General features: G+C 39.7%; 20 protein-coding genes. 11 read left to right on the forward strand and 9 right to left on the reverse strand.

What is annotated here, in order from left to right; translation table 11 throughout:
* Positions 1–3: 3 nt before the first annotated feature.
* From rsmG to rpmH, 8 genes are all read right to left on the reverse strand, one after another.
* Entirely contained in the window at positions 4–717 is a 714-nt protein-coding gene (rsmG, locus tag AAGU76_RS15680; RefSeq protein ID WP_342486467.1) for a 16S rRNA (guanine(527)-N(7))-methyltransferase RsmG, read from the reverse strand.
* Positions 710–2,614, reverse strand: a complete 1,905-nt coding sequence (mnmG, locus tag AAGU76_RS15685) for a tRNA uridine-5-carboxymethylaminomethyl(34) synthesis enzyme MnmG (protein ID WP_342486622.1) — start codon at positions 2,612–2,614, stop codon at positions 710–712. The genes rsmG and mnmG overlap by 8 nt, the downstream gene beginning before the upstream one ends.
* Positions 2,615–2,641: 27 nt before the next feature.
* Entirely contained in the window at positions 2,642–4,018 is a 1,377-nt protein-coding gene (gene mnmE / locus AAGU76_RS15690) for a tRNA uridine-5-carboxymethylaminomethyl(34) synthesis GTPase MnmE (protein WP_342486468.1), read from the reverse strand.
* Between the two features lie 197 nt (positions 4,019–4,215).
* On the reverse strand, positions 4,216–4,842 hold the full coding sequence (jag, locus tag AAGU76_RS15695) for an RNA-binding cell elongation regulator Jag/EloR (RefSeq protein ID WP_342486469.1): 627 nt from the start codon (positions 4,840–4,842) through the stop codon (positions 4,216–4,218).
* On the reverse strand, positions 4,843–5,625 hold the full coding sequence (locus tag AAGU76_RS15700) for a YidC/Oxa1 family membrane protein insertase (protein ID WP_342486470.1): 783 nt from the start codon (positions 5,623–5,625) through the stop codon (positions 4,843–4,845).
* Positions 5,626–5,639: 14 nt separating this feature from the next.
* Positions 5,640–5,849 (reverse strand): membrane protein insertion efficiency factor YidD, encoded by a 210-nt coding sequence (yidD, locus tag AAGU76_RS15705; RefSeq protein WP_342486623.1) that lies wholly within the window; start codon positions 5,847–5,849, stop codon positions 5,640–5,642.
* Positions 5,846–6,184, reverse strand: coding sequence for a ribonuclease P protein component (rnpA, locus tag AAGU76_RS15710; RefSeq protein ID WP_342486471.1), 339 nt, complete (start codon positions 6,182–6,184; stop codon positions 5,846–5,848). The genes yidD and rnpA overlap by 4 nt, the downstream gene beginning before the upstream one ends.
* Positions 6,185–6,229: 45 nt before the next feature.
* Positions 6,230–6,364, reverse strand: a complete 135-nt coding sequence (gene rpmH, locus AAGU76_RS15715; RefSeq protein ID WP_019228796.1) for a 50S ribosomal protein L34 — start codon at positions 6,362–6,364, stop codon at positions 6,230–6,232.
* Between the two features lie 401 nt (positions 6,365–6,765).
* Between rpmH and dnaA the strand changes: the two genes are divergently transcribed.
* From dnaA to AAGU76_RS15770, 11 genes are all read left to right on the forward strand, one after another.
* A complete protein-coding gene (gene dnaA / locus AAGU76_RS15720; RefSeq protein ID WP_342486472.1) occupies positions 6,766–8,103 on the forward strand; it encodes a chromosomal replication initiator protein DnaA in 1,338 nt (445 codons plus the stop codon).
* A 242-nt stretch (positions 8,104–8,345) separates the two neighbouring features.
* Positions 8,346–9,446 (forward strand): DNA polymerase III subunit beta, encoded by a 1,101-nt coding sequence (gene dnaN, locus AAGU76_RS15725; RefSeq protein ID WP_342486473.1) that lies wholly within the window; start codon positions 8,346–8,348, stop codon positions 9,444–9,446.
* 58 nt (positions 9,447–9,504) lie between these two features.
* Positions 9,505–9,723 (forward strand): RNA-binding S4 domain-containing protein, encoded by a 219-nt coding sequence (locus tag AAGU76_RS15730; protein WP_342486474.1) that lies wholly within the window; start codon positions 9,505–9,507, stop codon positions 9,721–9,723.
* Entirely contained in the window at positions 9,720–10,841 is a 1,122-nt protein-coding gene (recF, locus tag AAGU76_RS15735) for a DNA replication/repair protein RecF (protein ID WP_342486475.1), read from the forward strand. Before AAGU76_RS15730 ends, recF begins: the two co-directional genes overlap by 4 nt.
* Before the next feature lie 14 nt (positions 10,842–10,855).
* Positions 10,856–12,766, forward strand: coding sequence for a DNA topoisomerase (ATP-hydrolyzing) subunit B (gene gyrB / locus AAGU76_RS15740; protein WP_342486476.1), 1,911 nt, complete (start codon positions 10,856–10,858; stop codon positions 12,764–12,766).
* A gap of 15 nt (positions 12,767–12,781) precedes the next feature.
* Positions 12,782–15,253, forward strand: a complete 2,472-nt coding sequence (gene gyrA, locus AAGU76_RS15745; protein ID WP_342486477.1) for a DNA gyrase subunit A — start codon at positions 12,782–12,784, stop codon at positions 15,251–15,253.
* 14 nt (positions 15,254–15,267) lie between these two features.
* Positions 15,268–15,582, forward strand: a complete 315-nt coding sequence (locus AAGU76_RS15750) for an STAS domain-containing protein (RefSeq protein WP_342486478.1) — start codon at positions 15,268–15,270, stop codon at positions 15,580–15,582.
* A gap of 3 nt (positions 15,583–15,585) precedes the next feature.
* A complete protein-coding gene (locus AAGU76_RS15755) occupies positions 15,586–15,960 on the forward strand; it encodes an ATP-binding protein (RefSeq protein WP_342486479.1) in 375 nt (124 codons plus the stop codon).
* An 11-nt stretch (positions 15,961–15,971) separates the two neighbouring features.
* Entirely contained in the window at positions 15,972–16,733 is a 762-nt protein-coding gene (locus tag AAGU76_RS15760) for a SigB/SigF/SigG family RNA polymerase sigma factor (RefSeq protein WP_342486480.1), read from the forward strand.
* A 31-nt stretch (positions 16,734–16,764) separates the two neighbouring features.
* Positions 16,765–19,623 carry a UPF0182 family protein gene (locus AAGU76_RS15765; protein ID WP_342486481.1) on the forward strand — a complete coding sequence of 953 codons (2,859 nt, stop codon included), beginning with the start codon at positions 16,765–16,767 and terminating at the stop codon, positions 19,621–19,623.
* A gap of 11 nt (positions 19,624–19,634) precedes the next feature.
* Positions 19,635–20,003, forward strand: coding sequence for a VOC family protein (locus tag AAGU76_RS15770; RefSeq protein WP_342486482.1), 369 nt, complete (start codon positions 19,635–19,637; stop codon positions 20,001–20,003).
* A 41-nt stretch (positions 20,004–20,044) separates the two neighbouring features.
* On the opposite strand, the gene AAGU76_RS15775 is transcribed toward AAGU76_RS15770, so the two are convergent.
* A complete protein-coding gene (locus AAGU76_RS15775) occupies positions 20,045–21,379 on the reverse strand; it encodes an APC family permease (RefSeq protein ID WP_342486483.1) in 1,335 nt (444 codons plus the stop codon).
* Between the last annotated feature and the right edge of the window lie 26 nt (positions 21,380–21,405).

The raw sequence follows: 21,405 nt of genomic DNA on the forward strand, positions 1-21,405 counted from the left end.
CCCTTACACCAACGGATCCTTGGCAGGTTTTCCTGCCTTTCGCGGATATTTCGCATCGGTTTTTTCAGTTTTTTCTATTATAACAATCTTCCTTACAATATCCGAGCCCGGCAGGCTGACTTCTTTCACTTCACTTATTCTTCCGCCCAGCTTAGCAATGGCTTTTTCCGAATCTGATATTTCCTTGGAAATATTTTCGCTTTTGTATGCTGCAAAATACCCACCCACCTTCACAAATGGAAGGCAGTATTCGCTTAATACGTTAAGAGGTGCCACAGCCCTGGAAACACATATGTCGTACTTTTCCCTGTAGCCTGGATTCTGCCCGAAATCCTCTGCCCTTCCGTGGATGAATTCAACATTCTTAAGATTTAAGCTCCTAGAAACCTCTTCAAGAAAGTCAATTCTTTTTCTCAAACTGTCCAGCAAGGTGACTGAGTAGTTATCATTGGCTATCTTCAGCGGATAACCCGGAAAACCTCCACCGGTGCCCACATCGATGATGCTCTTTTTCTCCAGAGCGGTTTCAGGGCAAAGAAGCAATATGCTGTCAAGGAAATGCTTCACATAAATTTCCTCATCGTCATCAATTGAAGTAATGTTTATTTTCTTGTTCCATTCCTTCAAAAGATCCCGGTACTTGATAAACTTGTTTTCAATTTCAGTGCTGTAGGGCAATTTCAGCTGTTTGAAACCCTCTTCCAATGTCTTAATCAAGATTTTCTCCTTTATCCTGTGATTTTGAGCTGTAAGTCATAAGATAAACCAGCAGTACATTAATGTCGGACGGTGACACGCCGGAAATCCTTGAAGCCTGACCTATTGAATCCGGCCGTACCCGGCTGAGTTTCTGCCTTGCTTCCAGCCTGAGGCTTCCAACGTTGTTGTAGTCTATATCTTTAGGTATCTTTTTATTCTCAAGTTTCTTAAACTGTTCAACCTGTTTTATCTGCTTTGAGATATATCCGTCATACTTGATTACAGTTTCCACATAGTCCTTTGTCTCCTTGAAAAGAGGCGGTCTTTCCATATCAAGATCAGCCGTATTGTCGTAGTTAAGCTCTGTTCTTCTCAGCAAATCGTAAAAGCTGATCGGCATTTTCAAAGGAACGCTGTCCAGTTTCTCCAGTATTTCATTTACTTCATTTTTGGGAGTAAGCTTTATACTTTTAAGTCTTTCTATTTCTTCTTCTATTTTCTTTTTCTTGGCCTGGAACCTGTTGTATCTTTCCTCTGTTACCAGACCTGCACTGTACCCCTTTTCAGTCAGTCTTTCATCAGCGTTATCCTGACGGAGCAGCAGTCTGTATTCCGCCCTTGATGTCATCATTCGGTACGGTTCATTCGTTCCCTTCGTTACCAGGTCATCTATAAGAACTCCGATGTATGCTTCTGAACGATCCAGCACAAGCGGTTCTCTGCCCTTGAGGCTCATTGCCGCATTTATGCCGGCAATCAAACCCTGTGCAGCAGCCTCTTCATAACCGGAACTACCGTTTACCTGTCCTGCAAAAAACAAATTTTTAATGCTTATGGCTTCAAGGCTGGTCTTAAGCTGTGTTGGATCGATGCAGTCATATTCTATGGCATACGCAGGCCTCATGATTTTTGCATTTTCAAGCCCTATCATGGACCTGTACATGGGGATCTGCACCTCGTAGGGTAAAGATGAAGACATTCCCTGAATGTACATTTCCTTTGTGTCCAAACCCTCAGGCTCCACAAAAAGCTGGTGCCTGTCTTTGTCTGAAAACTTAACAACCTTGTCTTCAATTGAAGGGCAGTATCTAGGACCTATGCTCTTTATTACTCCTTCATAAAGAGGAGACCTGTCCAGATTGTTTCTTATGATGTCATGAGTCTGTTCAGTTGTATACGTTATATAGCATGGAACCTGTTGTATTTCTATTTTGTCTGTCATGAATGAAAAAGGAATTATCTCCTCATCTCCGGACTGAATATCCATCTTGCTGTAATCCATGGAGTCCGAGTGAATCCTTGCAGGTGTTCCTGTCTTGAACTTCCGAAGCTCTATTCCCAAATCCATGAGAGAATCAGACAGCTCATTTGCCGGTGCCAGGCCATTGGGACCTGAAGCATAGTTAAGCTCGCCAATGTAAACCCTTCCCTTAAGGTAGGTACCTGTTGTCAAAATAACCGCCTTAGCTCTGTAATATGCTCCGACCTTTGTGTACAGGTTGAAGCTCTTGTCATCATTGACCGTCAGTTTCGTTACCTCTGCCTGTACAACCTCAAGGTTCTCCTGATTTTCAATAACCTTTTTCATTTCAGTGTGATATCTGTTTTTATCCGCCTGGGCTCTTAGCGAGTGAACAGCCGGGCCCTTGGAGCGGTTTAACATCTTACATTGTATCATAGTCTTGTCTATATTTAAAGCCATTTCTCCGCCAAGAGCATCAATTTCCCTGACCAGATGCCCTTTTGCAGTTCCTCCTATGTTAGGGTTGCACGGCATCATGGCAATGGAATCCAATGTCATGGTCAGCATTGCTGTCTTCATTCCCAGCCTTGCTGATGCCAGGGCTGCTTCACAGCCTGCGTGTCCTGCCCCAACGACAGCCACATCTACTTCTTCTGCAAGAAAATCTCTCACTTTGTCATCCATTTTGTTTCTCTCTTTCTATTTTCCGATACAAAATTCGTTGAATATTTTGTCTACAAGATCATCGCTTACAGACTTGCCCACAATAAGCCCCAGGTTTTCCATAGCTTCCTTAAGGTCAATTTCAACGAAATCAATTGTCATATCATTATCTATTGATTTTAATACCTCTTCAAGGTTTCTCTTCGCGTTGACAAGAAGGCTTTTATGCCTTGCGTTGTTTATAATCAGCTGGCTGTCAAGATTTATGGTTCCCTGGAAAAACATGCTGCTGATTTTTTCCATTATTTCATCCAGCCCCTGGTTTCTGGCAACTGAAATGTTTATAACTTCACTTTCAATTTCTTTTTGTCCGCTTAAATCCAGCCTTGTTTCCAAATCTGTCTTGTTTTTGATAAAAATTGTTTTCTTTTCCCTGATGTAATCAAGAATCTTTTCGTCTTCTTCCTCCAGCTCCCGGGATGAATCAAAAATCATCATTACAAGGTCAGCCTCACCTACTTTTGAAAGAGCCTTTTCAACTCCGATCTTCTCCACCGCATCATCTGTATCCCTGATACCGGCAGTGTCAATTATTCTGAGCGGAACGCCTTTGATGTTCACGTACTCTTCGATGGTGTCTCTGGTGGTTCCGGGAATTTCAGTAACAATAGCCCTGTTTTCATTGAGTAGGAAATTCATAAGAGAAGATTTGCCCACATTGGGTTTTCCGAGTATTACGGTTTTTATTCCTTCCTTGAAAATCTTGCCGGTATCTGCAGTTTCTATGAGCTTGTTAATTTTGACCAGCACTTCGCTGCAGAATTCCCTTGCCATAGAAATTGTAATCTGGTCCTCATCATATTCCGGAAAGTCTATGTTTACCTCTATGTTGGCAAGAATCTGCATGATTTTTTCTATTATTTCGTTTATTTCCCTGGACAGCCTTCCTTCCAGATGGTTTACGGATATGGCATGGCTTGAATCTGTCTTGGAATTGATTATGTCTATGACTGCCTCTGCCTGGGTCAGGTCAATTCTTCCGTTAAGAAAGGCTCTTTTGGTGAACTCTCCTCTTTCAGCCGGTCTGCAGCCATGAAAAAGGACAGTCTCCAGTATTTTTTTTGCCGAAATTATACCTCCGTGGCAGTTTATTTCTACCACATCTTCCCTTGTGTACGTACCCGGACCTTTCATGTATGACAAAAGAACCTCATCTATTACCTTGTTGTCCTGGTCTGTTATGTGACCGTAGTGAAGGTATCTGGGTTTTAATTTACTGCCTTCTGTTTTGCTTCCATTTTTAACAAAAATTTTTTCTGCTATTTCAAGGGCGCCATCACCGCTTATTCTGATGATATTGATGCCTGCATTGCCTGGAAATGTAGCAATTGCAGCAATTGTGTCAGAGTTCATCCTTTCACTATCCTTTGTAAGAAATTTACACATATATTCTACATTAATTTTTCACAAATGTACATAAATATTTAATTTGTTCTGTTTTGCTCTATTATTGCCTATCCATCAAGAATTAATCCTGTAAAAGCAATACTCGCTATTGTAGCCTTTACAATAAAATATAACCCGGTTGTCCGGGTTATATGAAATGCTAATTACTTCAAATCAATTACAACTTTTCTGTAAGGCTCATCTCCCTCAGAATAAGTTATTATGTCCTTCTCATCCTGCAAAGTAGAATGTATTATTCTTCTTTCGTATGGATTCATGGGCTCCAGGCGAACCTTATGCTTATAGTATCTGCATTTTTCAGCCATCTTTACCGCAAGCCTCTTCAGAGTTTCTTCTCTTTTTGCCCTGTAATCTTCAACATTGAATATTACTCTTACGTAATTTTCCCTGCCCTTGTTTACAATCAAATTCAGAAGAAATTGAATTTCATCCAGGTTCTTTCCTCTTTTTCCTATTATTATACCTTTGTCGTCTTCTCCGATTTTAACTATATCAACTTTTAAAACATTGTCGGAAAAATCCACTTCATAATCTGCCGCTATATCCATTTTTTTAAGAAGGATGTCGAAAAATTTTCTTGTTCTTTCTTCCGGACCATTTGTAACGGTAACTTTAACTTTTGCATCCTTGCTTCCAATCAAACCGAAAAAGCCTTTTGAAGGTTCTTTTATGACTTCTATTTCAACTTCGTCTTTTTCAGCGTGAAGCTCTTCTAAGGCTGCGGCAACAGCTTCTTCTACGGTAGATCTTTCAATAGTTACATTTTTCATTTATTTTAATTCCTCCTTCGGATTTTTGGACGAATGCATAATGACATATTGCTGTACTAACTGAAAAACGTTGGACACCACCCAGTACAATCCTAATCCTGCAGGGAACTGCAAAGCAAAAACAAATATCATGACAGGCATCATCATGTTCATTGACTTCTGAGTAGCCATTGCCTGTTCATTTCCTGCCGGCTGTCCTGCCATGGTCATCTTGCTTGTAAGGTAAGTTGTAAGAGCTGAAATTGTAGCAAGAATAGGCACTGCCGCTCCTATGAAAGGAAGAACCATTCCTCCCATGGACAAACCGTTTATCAATCCTCCGTCAAACACATGGTTTTCAGCAAAACTGAGGTCGTTCACCCACAAAAATGCCTTGTTAATCAGATTGTAAGCTTCCTGATTCTGAAATACATAAACTTCCGGCGATCTTATAACATAAAAGAACGCAATGAGAATCGGAAACTGTATAAGCATAGGCAGGCATCCAGCAAAAGGACTGTAGTTTGCTTCCTTGTAAAGCTCCATCTGCTTTCTCTGAAGAGTCTGTGGATCCTTGCCGTATTTTTCCTGAAGTTCCTGAATTTTTGGATTCAGATCCTGCATCTTTTTCATTGATTTTGTCTGTTTTATTGTCAGCGGCAATATTACAAGCTTAAATATTATCGTTGACAATATGATTGATATCGCATAAGCAGAAAGATATTCGGTATCCAGTACAGACACCATGTCGTATAACAATTTAACAAGCATGCCCATTGGCTTTGCTATAAAATTTAAATTCATGTTTATCCTCCGTATTATTTCAAAGGATCATACCCTCCGGGGTGGAAGGGATGACATCTTAGTATTCTTCTTATTCCTAAATATGAACCTTTAAAAAAGCCGTATTTTTGCAACGCTTCAACAAAATATTGCGAACATGTGGGGTAAAATCTGCAGTGTCTTACTCCCGAACTTGAAGAAAACTTCTGATATATTCGTATAATAAAAATCAACAGATTGCTTATTTCAAATCACCCTTCAACAGTTTCTTTCTCTTCATGAGTTTAAAAAATGATTTTTCCAGACTTTTGTAATCCGATTCGGCAGCATTAACCCTGGCCATCAACACAAAGTCGTAGCCTTCCTTCAAATTATACTCGTTTAATCTGACTATTTCCTTAAGCCGTCTTCTTATAATATTCCTTAAAACTGCTTTCTTGATTTTTTTTGCAGCAGTGAAACCAAATCTGTTATAACCGAAATCGTTTTTTTTTACAAACAGCACCAGATTATAATCGGAAATAGAATTGTTGCAGTTGTAAACAGACTTGTATTCCTTGTTGTTTTTAATAATAATCATATTTTTTCCCTGTGAGAATGGAATAAAAGGCCACAAAATGCGGCCTTATGCTGACAATTTCTTTCTACCTTTTGCCCTTCTTCTCTTCAAAACATTTCTTCCGGATTTTGTGCTCATTCTTTTGATAAATCCATGCTCGCTGCTTCTCTGTCTTCTCTTTGGCTGATAAGTTCTTTTCACAAAAAACACCTCCTTGTACACAGATATCTATATAAATATCTTAAATTTTCATGTTTTTAAATTATAATATTTTTGAAATTCCCTGTCAACGCAAAAATATTTATAGCTACTGTAATATACTACATTTTTTCGAAGAATGCAATTATTTTTTAAAATAAATAAAATTAAAATTGAAATTGTGGATAAAAAATGATAGTATGATATGTGTCTGTGGATAACTTTTTAATTTGCGGTTTATTTATGGACAAACTGTTATTAACTTTTTAAAAATATTGAATATTCAATTTTGAAAATTGTTGACAGCTATTATTAACAATTGTTAATACAATGATTTTTGACATATATTTTCAGCTACTGATTAACACCATGTTAATTTTTTTATCAACAACCGGAGGAATTATATGAACTTTGAAGAATTATGGAACGAAGTCCTGGAAATTGTAAAGGAAGATACCAATCAAGTCAGTTTTAATACTTGGTTCAAGCCCCTTAAGATAGTTGCCTATAAAAATAATACAATTTATTTGGAAACAGCCGATGATTTCTTAAAAAACACCCTGAAAAAAAGACATTACAACTTTCTAAAAAATGCATTCACATATGTTCTAAAAAAAGAAACGGAGCTGATTTTTACTGTACCTGGAGAGAGCGTAGACAAGGAAGAAACCAAAAAAAGTTTTTCCTCAGGCTCTGCTGAGGAAACAGACTCCATAAACAATGAGAGAAAATTAAACCCTAAGTACCGCTTTGATAACTTCATAATAGGCAACAGCAACAGATTTGCTCACGCTGCATCGCTGGCTGTGGCAGAGGCTCCTTCAACTGCTTACAACCCTTTATTTTTATATGGAGGTGTTGGTCTCGGAAAGACTCACCTCATGCACGCCATCGGTCACTACATTCTGGACAGCAATCCTGATGCCTATGTTTTGTATGTAACCAGTGAAAAATTTACTAATGACCTCATCAACTCCATCAAAGACGGCACAAACGAGGAATTCCGAAACACATACAGAAAAGCTGATGTCCTTCTGGTGGACGACATTCAGTTTATAGCCGGAAAGGAAAGTACACAGGAGGAATTTTTTCACACATTCAATGCTCTTCACGAGGCAAACAAGCAGATAATTGTGTCCAGCGACAATCCACCCAGCGAAATTCCAACGCTTGAGGACAGACTGCGCTCCCGTTTCGAGTGGGGACTCATTGCAGACATACAGCCGCCGGATTATGAAACAAGAATAGCTATTCTTAGAAAAAAAGCTGAGGCTGAAAATTACAATGTACCGGACGACGTGATCACTTACATCGCCCAGCACATACAGTCAAACATTCGTAAGCTGGAGGGAGCTCTCATAAGGATTTATGCCTACGCTTCACTGACTAATAAAAAGGAAGTTAACCTTGAGCTTGCCCAAGAAGCGTTGAAGCACCTTATATCAAACAACAAGAAAATTACTCTTGGCGATATAAAGGAAGTTGTTGCAAACTACTACAACATATCCATGGAAGACCTTGTTTCCAAGAAAAAGACCAAGAACATAGCTTACCCCAGACAAATAGCCATGTATATAGCCAGAAAGCTAACAGACTACTCTCTTCCAAAGCTTGGAGACGAGTTCGGCGGAAGGGACCACTCAACAGTTCTTCATGCCTGCAATAAGGTTGAGGAAGACATGGAAAACAGCCAGGAAATAAAAAAGAACGTTGATGACCTGATTTCCATGCTGAATAATTAAATTAACTTGTTGATAAACTGTTAAAGTCTGTTTACAAAATTATTTTTTATATTTTTTGTTTTTCTGAAAAAATAAAACCATCAACAGCCACAGATTTTCATATTCTTTGAAATATTAAAGCATGTACAGGTTTTCAACAAATTAACAGGGCCTACTATTATTACTAATAAGTATTTTATATATTTCTATTAAATGATTTTTCAGTTTCACCTGTGAACAACAAAAAATAAAAGGAGCAAAAGATGAAAATACGAATAAACCAAAATGAACTTAATAAATCCATAAACATTGTACAAAAAGCTGTTTCTTCGAGAACACCTCTTCCAATACTTTCAGGCATACTGATAGAAGCTAAGAACAATATGCTCATATTGACGGCTACAGATTTGGATCTAGGCATAAAGACGTATTCTCCCTGTGTGATAGAAGAAGAAGGTTCTATAGTTGTACAGGCGAGGTTAATTGGAGATTTCGTAAGAAAACTTCCTTCAAATTCCTACGTGAACATAGAAACCATGGAAAACAACAACATAGAAATAAAATGCCTTAATTCTGAAATTAACATACTTGGCAATTCAGCTGCCGAGTATCCGGACAATACATTTGACAATGAAGGAAGTTCATTTCCCATTAAGTCTGAATCATTGAAAAATCTCATTAAGTACACAAACTTTGCAGCTGCACAGGAAAATATAAAGCCTATTTTTACAGGCTGCCTCATAGAAATAAAAAACAACATCTGTACTTTTGTTGCCCTTGACGGTTACAGAATGGCTGTGAAGAAGGAAGTAATAGAGTATGGCGGAGAAGTATCGGTTGTTGTTCCATCAAAGACTCTGCTGGAAATACTCAGAATCATAGAGGAGAACAAAGGAAACACGGATATAGTTGTATCGGAAAGCCATATTTCATTCAAGGTTGACAATACCATCATTATATCAAACCTGCTGGATGGAAAATTCATCGATTACGAAGGTATAATAAAGGACAACTATGTGACAGTAGTCACCGCAAGCACCACAGACATAAGGGAAAGTGTCGAAAGAGCTTCTCTTTTGGCTAAGGATGACAAGAACAACCTCATCATACTGGACATCAAGAATGACAATATGCAGATAAACTCTGCTTCAGAGTACGGCAACGTTGAAGAAAATTTAAGCATAAAAAAGAACGGTGAAGACATAAAAATTGGATTCAATTCCAAATATATACTGGATTTCCTTAAAGTTATTGAAGATGAAAACATAACTTTGAATTTAATAGGCAAAAATAATCCATGCTTCATCAATGAAGACAACAAGCAGGACTACATCTACATGGTTCTTCCGGTTAGAATAAGCTAAAGGCGTCGATGGAAAGAAATATGTATTTGTTCAAAATACTTTAAAAATGAGGTGCAATATGGAAAGCATATATATAAGCACAGAATTCATAAAGCTGGATCAGCTTCTTAAATATGCAAATGCAGTTGAAGGCGGCGGAATGGCCAAAAATGTTATACAGGACGGACTTGTAAAGGTCAACGGACAGGTGGAACTTCAAAGGGGAAAGAAGTTGAGAGAAGGAGACATTGTTGAATTCAACAATGAGCAGTATATCATTTCAAAAGAGGAAAAATGATAATCAATAAGCTGAAAATAAAAAATTACAGAAACTTCAAGGATGCGGAAATTAATCTCAACAGCTCACTGAATATTTTTATAGGCGACAACGGCCAGGGAAAAACAAACCTGATGGAGTCCATATATCTTTCTTCCATAGGAAGAACGTTCAGGCTGAACAGTGAAAACGAGCTGATCAATTTCAACGAAAGTAAAAGTTCTGTAGAAATTTCTCTTGTAAAAAACAATTACAATACAAAAATAGAGCTTCTTTTGGAAAAGAACAAAAGAAAACAGGTTTTCATAAACGGTGTGAAGCTTGATAAAACATCTGAAATGATTGGAATTTTGAACAATGTAATATTCACTCCGGATGATATGAAAATAATCAAGGGAAGCCCCGTTGAAAGAAGAAAGTTTATCAACATAGACATTTCTCAGATAAAACCCAAGTACAAGTACCTGCTCAACAGGTACAAGAAAATTGTTTCGGAAAGAAATGTAATTTTAAAAAATTATTTTACAAATTCTCAAAATAAGGATATTATAAATATTTGGAATGATTATCTGGCTGGTACAGGAGCTGAGATAATTCATTACAGGAATGATTATATAGAGAAGCTTAAAAAATATGCTGTGGATATTTATGCAGATATTTCAGGCAACAGGGAAAACTTCAGCCTTGAGTACCAGAGCAATGTTTTACATGACATGAATCTGGACAAGGACAGCATAAAAAAGATTTTTCAAGATAAAATAAATTCAAACCTGAAACATGAGATTCAGAGGGTATACACATTGTACGGTCCTCACAAGGACGATCTTATTATCAGAATAAACGGCAAGGAATGCAAGTACTTTGGTTCTCAGGGACAGCAGCGTTCCGCCATTTTAGCAATCAAGCTTGCTGAAATAGAAATAATTAGGGAAGAAATAGGTGAATACCCCATACTCCTGCTGGATGATGTTCTTTCAGAACTCGACAACAAGAGGAAGGGTTATCTGATGAACTACATCAGGGATATTCAGGCTGTCATAACAACTACTGACGACCATGACCTTAGAGAACTGGCTAAGAATTTCAATAAAAAATTTTTTTATATAAACGAAGGAAATATTGGCAATATTACAAATTAGAGGAGTTTAAATAAATGGCAGACAATAATAACATTCATTACGGGGCCGAGCAGATTCAAGTGCTCGAAGGATTGGAACCTGTAAGAAAAAGACCAGGCATGTACATCGGGTCCACCGGTGAAAGAGGATTGCACCAGCTCGTATATGAAGTTGTAGATAACAGCATAGACGAAGCTTTGGCCGGATTCTGTGATACCATACATGTAACCATAAATGAAGACAATTCAATTGTAGTAGTGGACAACGGAAGAGGAATTCCTATAGAAAAAAACAAGAAGACCGGCAAATCCACGTTAGAAACAGTTTTAACAGTACTGCATGCCGGAGGAAAGTTTGACAATGACGCATACAAGGTTTCAGGCGGTCTTCACGGAGTTGGTGTTTCATGCGTAAATGCCCTTTCTGACTACCTGGTTGCAGAAGTAAACTGGAATGGCAAAAGATACAGCCAGAAGTTCGAAAGAGGAATCGCAAAGTCCGAGGTTGAATTTATGTATGATACCGAGGACAGGGGAACAACCATAAAATTTCTGCCTGATGCAACAATATTTGAAACAATTCAATTTAACTACACAATACTGAAGCACCGCATGAGGGAACTTGCTTTCCTCAACAAGGGAATAAGAATAAGCCTTGAGGACAAAAGAGACAACATAATGGACGAATTCCACTATGAAGGAGGAATAAAGCAGTTTGTTCATTACCTGAACACCAAGAAGGAACCCCTTCATGAGGACATAATATACACCGAAGGCAAAAAAGACAAGGTTATGGTTGAAATATCCCTGCAGTATACGGATTCCTACAACGAAAACATATTTTCCTTCGTAAATAACATCAATACAATAGAAGGAGGAAGCCATCTTGTAGGCTTCAAGACAGCTCTCACGAGAGTTATAAATGATTATGCAAAAAAATACAACATTCTGAAAGAAAATGACATTCCTCTCACAGGTGAAGATATAAGAGAAGGTATAACTGCAATATTATCCATAAAGATCCCAAATCCTCAGTTTGAAGGACAGACGAAGACAAAACTGGGCAACAGCGAGGTAAGAGGAGTTGTAGACAACATAACCGGAGAAGCTTTGAGCGCATACTGCGAGGAAAATCCCAAGACAGCCAAGCTCATAGTGGAAAAATCTCTCAGATCTGCCAGGGCAAGGGACGCTGCAAGAAAGGCAAGAGACCTGGCAAGAAGAAAGGGAGCGCTTGACAGCATGGCTCTGCCCGGAAAGCTGGCTGACTGCTCCGAAAAAGATCCAAGACTCTGTGAAATATGCATAGTTGAGGGTAATTCCGCCGGAGGTTCCGCCAAGGAAGGCAGAGACAGAAGATTTCAGGCAATTCTGCCGCTTCGAGGAAAAATACTGAACGTAGAAAAATCCAGAATTGACAAGATACTCAATTCTGAAGAAATAAAGAACATGATTACAGCATTCGGAACGGGAATAGGCGAAGATTTCGACATATCCAAGCTGAGATACCACAAAATAATTATCATGACAGATGCCGACGTTGACGGAGCACACATACGCACGCTTCTTCTGACATTCTTCTACAGATATATGAGAGACCTCATAAGGGAAGGTCATGTTTATGCTGCCCAGCCTCCTCTGTACAGAATCAGGAAGGGCAAATTTGAAAGGTATGTATACAGTGATGCGGAGCTCAACAAGGTGCTTGAAGAGATAGGCAGAGACAACAAGGTTGAAATTCAAAGGTACAAAGGTCTCGGAGAGATGGATCCTGAGCAGCTTTGGGAGACTACCATGAACCCGGCAGACAGAATTCTGCTGAAGGTCAATGAAGACGATGCAATTCTTGCTGATGAAACTTTCAGCATGCTCATGGGTGACAAAGTTGCCCCCAGAAGGGAATTCATCGAAGAAAACGCACGTTACGTGAAGAATTTAGATATATAGTCTGAGAGGTTGCAAATGAGTGAAATAGAAAATAACAGCAAGATTATAGATACCAACATAACCGAGGAAATGAGAAAGTCATATCTGGATTACGCCATGACTGTAATTGTGTCAAGGGCGCTGCCTGATGTGAGAGACGGTTTGAAACCTGTTCACAGAAGAATACTTTATTCTGCCAGCGAACTCGGACTTACCCCTGACAAACCTCATAAGAAAAGTGCCCGTATTGTCGGAGACGTTCTGGGTAAGTACCATCCACACGGAGACACGGCAGTATATGATGCCATGGTAAGGCTGGCACAGAGTTTTTCAATGCGCTATCCGCTCATCGACGGTCACGGAAATTTCGGTTCCATAGACGGCGACGGAGCAGCGGCAATGCGTTATACGGAAGCGCGCATGTCAAAAATGGCCATGGAGCTGTTAAGGGACTTCAACAAGGACACAGTGGATTTCAGGCCCAACTTCGATGAAACACTGAAGGAGCCGGTAGTACTTCCAAGCCGTTTTCCTAATTTACTGGTAAACGGTTCATCAGGAATAGCAGTAGGTATGGCGAGTTCAATTCCTCCGCATAACCTGACGGAGGTCATCGACGGAACCATAGCTTACATCGATGACCCGGAAATAGATATACCAGGTCTTATGAAGTATGTGAAAGGACCGGATTTCCCTACAGGAGCAATCATAGAAGGCAAGGACAACATCAGGGAAGCCTATATGACGGGAAGAGGATTTGTCAAGGTAAAATCCAAAGTTGAAATAGAAGATGCAAAAAACAACAAGAGCCGCATAATAGTGTCTGAAATTCCATACGTGGTAAACAAGGCAAAGCTTATAGAAAAAATAGCGGAACTTGTAAAGGATAAAAGAGTTGACGGCATATCAGACTTAAGGGACGAAAGCGACCGAACTGGAATGCGCATTGTGATTGAAATCAAAAGAGATTACAATCCAAACATAGTGCTGAACAACCTGTACAAGCACACACAGCTGCAGGATAATTTCAGCATCATCATGATAGCGCTGGTCAACAATGAACCGAAGGTTTTAAACCTGAAGGAAATGATTCACCACTACGTTGTGCACCAGAGAGAAATAGTGGTGAGAAGAACAAAATTCGATCTTGACAAGGCAGAAGCAAGAGCTCACATAGTTGAAGGTCTTAGAATTGCCATAGACAACATCGATGAGGTAATCAGAATAATAAGGGCTTCCTATGATGATGCAGAGCAGAAGCTGATGGATGCTTTCAAATTATCGGAAATTCAGGCAAGAGCCATCGTAGATATGAGATTAAGGCGTCTTCAGGGACTGGAAAGAGAAAAACTTGATGCAGAATATGCGGAACTCATGCAAATGATAGCAAGGTTTAAGGAAATACTTGCAAATCAGCACCTGGTTGATGAAATAATAAAGCAGGAAATTACGGAAATCAGGGAGCAGTTCGGTGATGAAAGAAGGACTGAGATAGTTGCCGATGAAGGAGAGATTAACGTTGAAGACCTCATCGAGGAGGAAAAAGTGGCAATCACTCTTACAAACTTCGGGTACATCAAGAGGCTTCCGGAAGACACCTACAAGGCTCAAAACAGAGGCGGCAAGGGAATAACAGCCCTGACCACAAGGGAAGAAGACTTTGTGAAGGATTTATTCATCACTTCAACCCATGATTACCTTCTGTTTTTGACCAACAAGGGAAAAATGTACAGAATCAAGGCTTATGATGTTCCGGAGGCAAAGCGACAAGCTAAGGGAACTGCTGCCATCAACCTCATACACATAGATACGGACGAGCAGATAAAGGCAATCATACCAATAAAAGATTTTGACAATGACGAGGAATTCCTGATTCTTGCAACGAAGAAGGGAATCATTAAAAAGACGAAACTCAAGGAATTTGATACCAACAGAAAGACCGGTCTCATGGCCATTAAGATAGCCGATGACGATGAACTTATCAGCGTAAACCTGACCGACGGAACAAAGGACATATTCATTGTAACCAAGCAAGGCAAGGGAATCAGGTTCAATGAAAATGATGTCAGAGAAACAGGCAGAAACACAATGGGCGTCAAGGCAATAACCACGGATGACGACGATGATCTGGTTTCAATGAGCATCATCAATGAAAGCGATGAGAACAAGTACATTTTGACAGTTACAGAAAACGGCTATGCAAAAATAACGCTGTCTCAGGAATACAGATGCCAGAACAGGGGCGGTAAAGGAATGAAGGCCCACAACATCAATGACAAGACAGGTTTAATAGCAGGTTCTCTGATTGTTGAAAAAGAAGATGACATAATGATACTGAGCACCAGCGGATCAATAATAAGAATGCACTCGTCCGAGATTTCAATAATGGGAAGGGACACTCAGGGTGTAATTGCAATGAGGCTCAGCGCTGATGACAAGGTAGTGTCAATAGCAAAAATTTTCTCCGAAGACGGAGCAAATGAAGATACAGAAGAATATGAAGAATAAGGGGAGGAAGTATTATGTCTTTGGAAATACAATACAGCATCACTGAAGAAAACAAATTGGAAGTTAAGCCAATAGGAGAAGTAGACATCTATACTTCTCCTGAATTGAAGAACAAGGTTTTTAAACTTATCGAAGACAATAAGCTCAATATGGTCATAAACGGGGAAAAACTTGATTATATCGACAGCACCGGCCTTGGCATTCTCATGAGCATTTACAAGAAAATGCAGGAAAACAGCCTCACAATCAAGATTTTGAACCTGAAGCCGAATATCTTCAAGCTTTTTGACATAACGGGATTAAGCAAAGTATTTGATATTCAGGGGTGAAAAATGGACAAGATAAACTTGAGTATTCCTAAAAAATCAGAGTATATGAGTACGGTAAGGCTGGCAACTTCGGCTTTGGCAAACATTAAGAGCTTCAACGTAGATGACATCGAGGACCTTAAGGTAATCGTATCTGAGGTATGCACGTTTTTCATCAGCAGCATAAAGAACAGTGACAGGCCTCTTTGTATAGAATACCGTGTGGAAAAGGACAGGCTCACCGTTGAGGTTGCCGATCTGAACGAAGGGACCATTGATGAAAAGGACAAGGCTAACAGCGAAATGTGCATCATGATCATTGAAAGCCTTTCTGACGACTACAATTTTGATCTGGAAAACAAGAAAATAATCTTTGAAAAGAAATTAAATTTCGAATAGGCGCTGATAATATGAGTGAAACTAGTCAAAATTCCAAAAGCATAAAGAATCAGGAATTGTTTTTGCTGTACGCCGAAACCAATGATGTGGAAGTAAGAAACCAGATATTTGACAAGTACAGGTACATGGCAGAAATAATATCCAGAAAATACAGCAACAAAGGAATAGAACATGATGATATATACCAGATAGCATGCATGGGTTTGATTTATGCCATTGAAAGGTTTGACATCACAAAGGGGTTTGAATTTACCAGCTTTGCTACTCCAACAATACTTGGTGAAATCAAGAAATATTTCAGGGACAAGGGATGGTCCATAAAGGTACCAAGAAAAATTCAGGAGATTTCCAAGAAGGTCAATGATTACAACAACCTGCTGGCCAGCCAGCTGAACAGGGCACCCACAATCAAGGAAATTGCCGAATATGTTCACAGCACGGAGGAAGAAGTGCTTGAGGCTTTTGAAGCAGGAAAGATGTTCAATTCACAGTCGCTGGATGAAAAGTTTGACGCAAGCAACGACGACAATGATATTTCGCTGATGGATGTGGTGGGAACAGACGACAAGTACTTTCAGAAAATAGAAAATGAAGATTTCATCAGGAAATCAATGGATAAACTCAACGACCTTGAAAAAAAAATAATCATAAAAAGATTTTATTCCAATAAAACCCAAAGCGAAATAGCCAGGGAACTTAATATTTCGCAAATGACTGTTTCAAGAATAGAAAAAAAATCTTTGGAAAAATTAAGAATTGAGTTCAATAAATAAAATTTTGGAATAATTTTTCAAAGGAGGAACCATGAAACAAAGAAGCAGATTTTTTATCATTGGCCTTGGCATTGTCTTGTTTTTTGCAATAAACTCTTTTGCGGGAGCCATAAAATTTTCCACGGATTATCTGTGGTTCAGGGAAGTTGGCTTCACGGAAACATTTTTCACCAAGATAAAGGCGCAGCTCACGTTGGGTGTTCCTATTTTTGTCCTGCTGACGCTGCTCATAAACATATACATAAAGAAACTGAAAAAAAAGTATGATGAAGAGTCAGAGGTTGTGGATACCAAGACCAATAAAAGAACATCTTTGTGGATAAAAGTCATTTCCGCAGCCATAAGCTTCATAATAACCTTGAACATAGTATCCGTCATGTGGTTTGAGATACTTCAGTTCATGAAAAGCGGAAGCTTCGGATTTTCAGACCCCATATTCAACAATGACATAAGCTTTTATATTTTCAAGCTGCCCCTCATAAACACGCTGGTGGATTTCGCCATAAACATACTTTTCATGCTCATTGTGGTCACAGTGCTGTTTTACGGCTACCTTGCCATAAGGGACAGCATAAAGAATGTTTCCGAGCAGTTTGAAAACATGACCCAGTTTCCCAGACAGATAGATTTCAGTTCTGTGCTCAACAAAAAATTTGCAACTAAGATCATAAACCAGTTGTCCTTCATAGGCGTGTTTATTTTCGTTTTTTTAGGACTGAGGTTTGTGCTGAAAAGCTATGATCTTTTATATTCACAATTGGGCAGGGTGTTCGGTGCAGGATATACCGACATACATGTTACTCTGAACCTGTTCAGAATACTGGCAGCAGGATGTGTGGTTGCAGCAGTGACGTTCTTTATTGGAGCCAGAAAAAGAAATCTGAAATTTGCTCTTGCTATGCCGGCTTTACTTATTGTGCTTTCAATAGCAGGTTCGCTGGCAGCAGGTGTTGTGGAAAAATTCGTAGTTGAACCTGACCAGCTGTCAAAAGAAACAAGATTTATGAAGTACAGTATAGAAAGCACCCAGAAGGCTTACGGCCTTGATAACGTAAAGACCGTAGTATTTCCTGCAAACAATGATCTGACCATAGATGACATAAAGAACAACCGTGAAGTAATTGAAAACATAAGGATAAATGACCAGGAGCCCCTGATACAGGTTTACAATCAGCTTCAGGGCATCAGACCCTACTATGTTTTCAACGATGTTGACGTGGACAGATACAACATAGACGGAAAGTATATGCAGGTTTTCCTTTCCGCAAGGGAGCTTGATCAAAGCAGGCTTAATGAACAGGCAAAGACATGGGTTAATCAGTATCTGAAATACACTCACGGATACGGCATGACACTGTCGCCCGTAAACAAGGTTACTGCTCAGGGGCAGCCTGAAATGGTTGTAAAAAACATTCCGCCTACAACCAACACAAATTTTGCAATTTCAAGACCTGAAATATATTTTGGTGAAAAAACCAATGAATACATAATAGTGAACACCGATGAAAAGGAGTTTGACTATCCTTCGGGTTCAGACAACATGGAGACTCTGTATGAAGGAAAAGCTGGAATAGAGCTTAACCTCATGAACAGAATACTGTTCAGCATAAGGGAAGGAAGCTCAAGGCTCTTTATCTCCAACAACATAAACAGCGACAGCAGGATCATAATAAACAGAAATATCATACAGAGAGTCAGAGAAATCGCACCTTTCCTGTACTATGACCCGGATGCATACATTGTTGTCAACCAGGATGACGGAAAGATTTACTGGGTTATCGAAGGTTTTACAGCCAGCGACCGCTTTCCGTATTCCCAGCCCACTGATAAGTTTGCTTCAGGCTGGAACGTGAACTACATAAGAAATTCGGTGAAGGTTGTTGTGGATGCATACGACGGTTCAACCAGTTTTTACATAGCAGATGAAAGCGACCCCATTGTAAATACATATTCACAAATATTCACAGACTTGTTTAAGCCAATGAGCCAAATGCCTGAAGGTATAAAAAGCCACATAAGGTATTCACAGGTATACTTTGACGTACAGTCAGACATGTACAGACTTTACCACATTGAGAATCCGACGGTGTTCTTTGGAAGAGAAGACTACTGGGACATTGCAAACGAGAAATACATGAATAATGGTGAGGAATCAGTAGGGTCAGGATATCTGATGTTCAAACTTCCTGATGAGGAAAATGTGGAGTTTCTTCTTACTACACAGTACACCCCTCAGAACAAGGACAACATGATATCGCTTCTTGCCGCCCGGAACGACGGTGAGCACTATGGAGAGCTTGTTCAGTATGAGTTTCCTAAAACGAAGACTATCGCCGGTCCGAACATGATTGAAACAAAAATTGATCAGGACACAGTAATTTCATCACAGCTGACCTTGTGGGGACAGGTGGGGTCAACGGTATTGAGAGGAAACACGCTGGTTGTTCCCATAGAAGATTCGCTTCTTTACGTTGAGCCAATCTACCTTAAGTCTGATACGGAAAGCAACTTCCCTGAAATGAAGATGGTTGTTGTGTCGTTCGGAGAAAAAATAGTGATGGAACCTACTCTGGATGAAGCAATAGAAAGGCTTTTCGGTATCATTGAAAATCAAAAGCCTGAAGAAGACCGGGAATATGATGATACAAACATCAATGATATAATAGAGCAGGCCAACAAGGCGTTCAACGATGCCAACCAGGCATCTCAAAGCGGCGACTGGTCCGCTTACGGGCAAAATCTTGAAAAGCTTGAAAAGCTGTTGAAGCAGCTGAACATGATGGTTAACAACAGCGCCGGAACCCAGGAAAACAACACAACTGAGGGTACGGTTGATATAAACCAGCCCGCAGATGACAGCCAGACACAGGAAAATCAAAATCAACAGTAAGAGAGGTAAATATGGAGTTTAAATTTAACCATTTCAATTTCAATGTTCTTGACTTGAACAAAAGCATGAAATTTTACGAAGAAGCATTGGGACTAAAGGAAGTTAAAAGAAAGGAAGCCGGTGACGGAAGTTTCATTCTTGTGTACATGGGAGACGGAGTTACAGATTTTACGCTGGAGCTAACATGGCTTCGTGACCGTGTGGAATCATACGACCTTGGAGATGAAGAGTTTCACCTGGCTGTGACTGTTGATGATTATCAGGAATCATTCATGAAGCATGAAAAGATGGGATGCATTGAATATGTCAATGAATCCATGGGAATTTACTTCATAACCGATCCTGACGGATACTGGATAGAAATTGTTCCAAAGAGATAAAAGGACTTTCCTAGTATATTAATAGGGCAGATAAGAGCATCTTATCTGCCTTTTGACTGCTTATGGCTGTAGTACACAAGAGAAACTGCAATCACTGATGCGCAGAAAATAAGGTAGTAGAAAAAAAGCGGGTTTTGCATTCCGCCGTACAGAATGAACAGTGACCCTGAAGTTGCAAGAAGCGGTACAACATATCCTCTTAAGGTGCTTTTTATCTCTCCCTGACGCTTAAGTTTTATAACAGCCATGTACATGAGAATGAATCCCAGGTAGTTGATTACAATTGAGATTTCTGAAATGTCGGAATTTGGAAGCATGTTGTATTTCTGGGTAATGTAATGGACCGCCATCCATAACAGGCATATGAAGTACGTCAGTATTCCTGATGAAACAGGAATGTCATATCCTTCTGAAACACGTCCGTACTTTTCGCTTGCAGGAAACATGCTGCGTATGGACAGTGAATAGGGCAGCCTTATTAGTCCGATAATAATGCCATTTACGGTTCCTGTGACGGAAATCACCACAAAGGCAAGAATTATTTTAGCTCCCATAGGACCAAACAGCTTTCCTGCAGCTGCATTTACGTGGTAATCACCCATATTCATGACATCACCAGGACCCAGGTAGGATGATATTCCAACAAAGTACAGAATGTAGACAGCAAGTATGACCACGGGTGAAATGACTAGTGCGATGGGAAGATTTCTTTTGCTGTCTTTTATCTCATGGCCTATGGATGTTGCAATTATCCATCCGTCAAATGAAAATGCAATGGGTCCCACCGCAGCAATCCATCCCAGACCTGCTGATGAAGAAGTTCTTATGCTGTCTTCAAGGACAGGAAGAGGGTCACCAAGTATGATGCCTGACAGGGCAATCAATGCAAGGGGTATAAGCTTGATTACCGTCGAGGCATTCTGAAGGTATCCTCCCAGCCTGTAGGATAAAATGTTCAGCGTATAAAGTATCGTTATAACAGCTGTTCCGATTATTACCTGAAGTTCAAGAGTCGAATTTATTCCAAAAAGCATTGTTCCGTAGATTCCGCAGACCCATGCCACCACGCAGGTTATGGTCGGCATGTATATGAACGTCTGAAACCATCCAAAGGCGCAGGCCGCTGACCTGCTGTAGTATTTTTCAGAATATGCAATGATTCCCCCGGCACGGTCAGTGCGGGAAGCAAGTTCCGAAATAGAAAGACTTCCGAAAATTATGCCAAAGGCTGCAATTATAAAAACCATGACTCCGAGAAATATGTTGCCTCCTGTATACACAAGGACATTGTCGCTCTTGAAGAATATTCCGGATCCTATGACAATTCCCACTATCATGGCAATAGTTGTTGCAAGTGAATATTTTTGCTGATTCATTGTGCCTCCTATAAAATTACAACATT

The sequence above is a fragment of the Sedimentibacter sp. genome, assembly GCF_038562225.1.
GTDB lineage: Bacteria > Bacillota > Clostridia > Tissierellales > Sedimentibacteraceae > Sedimentibacter.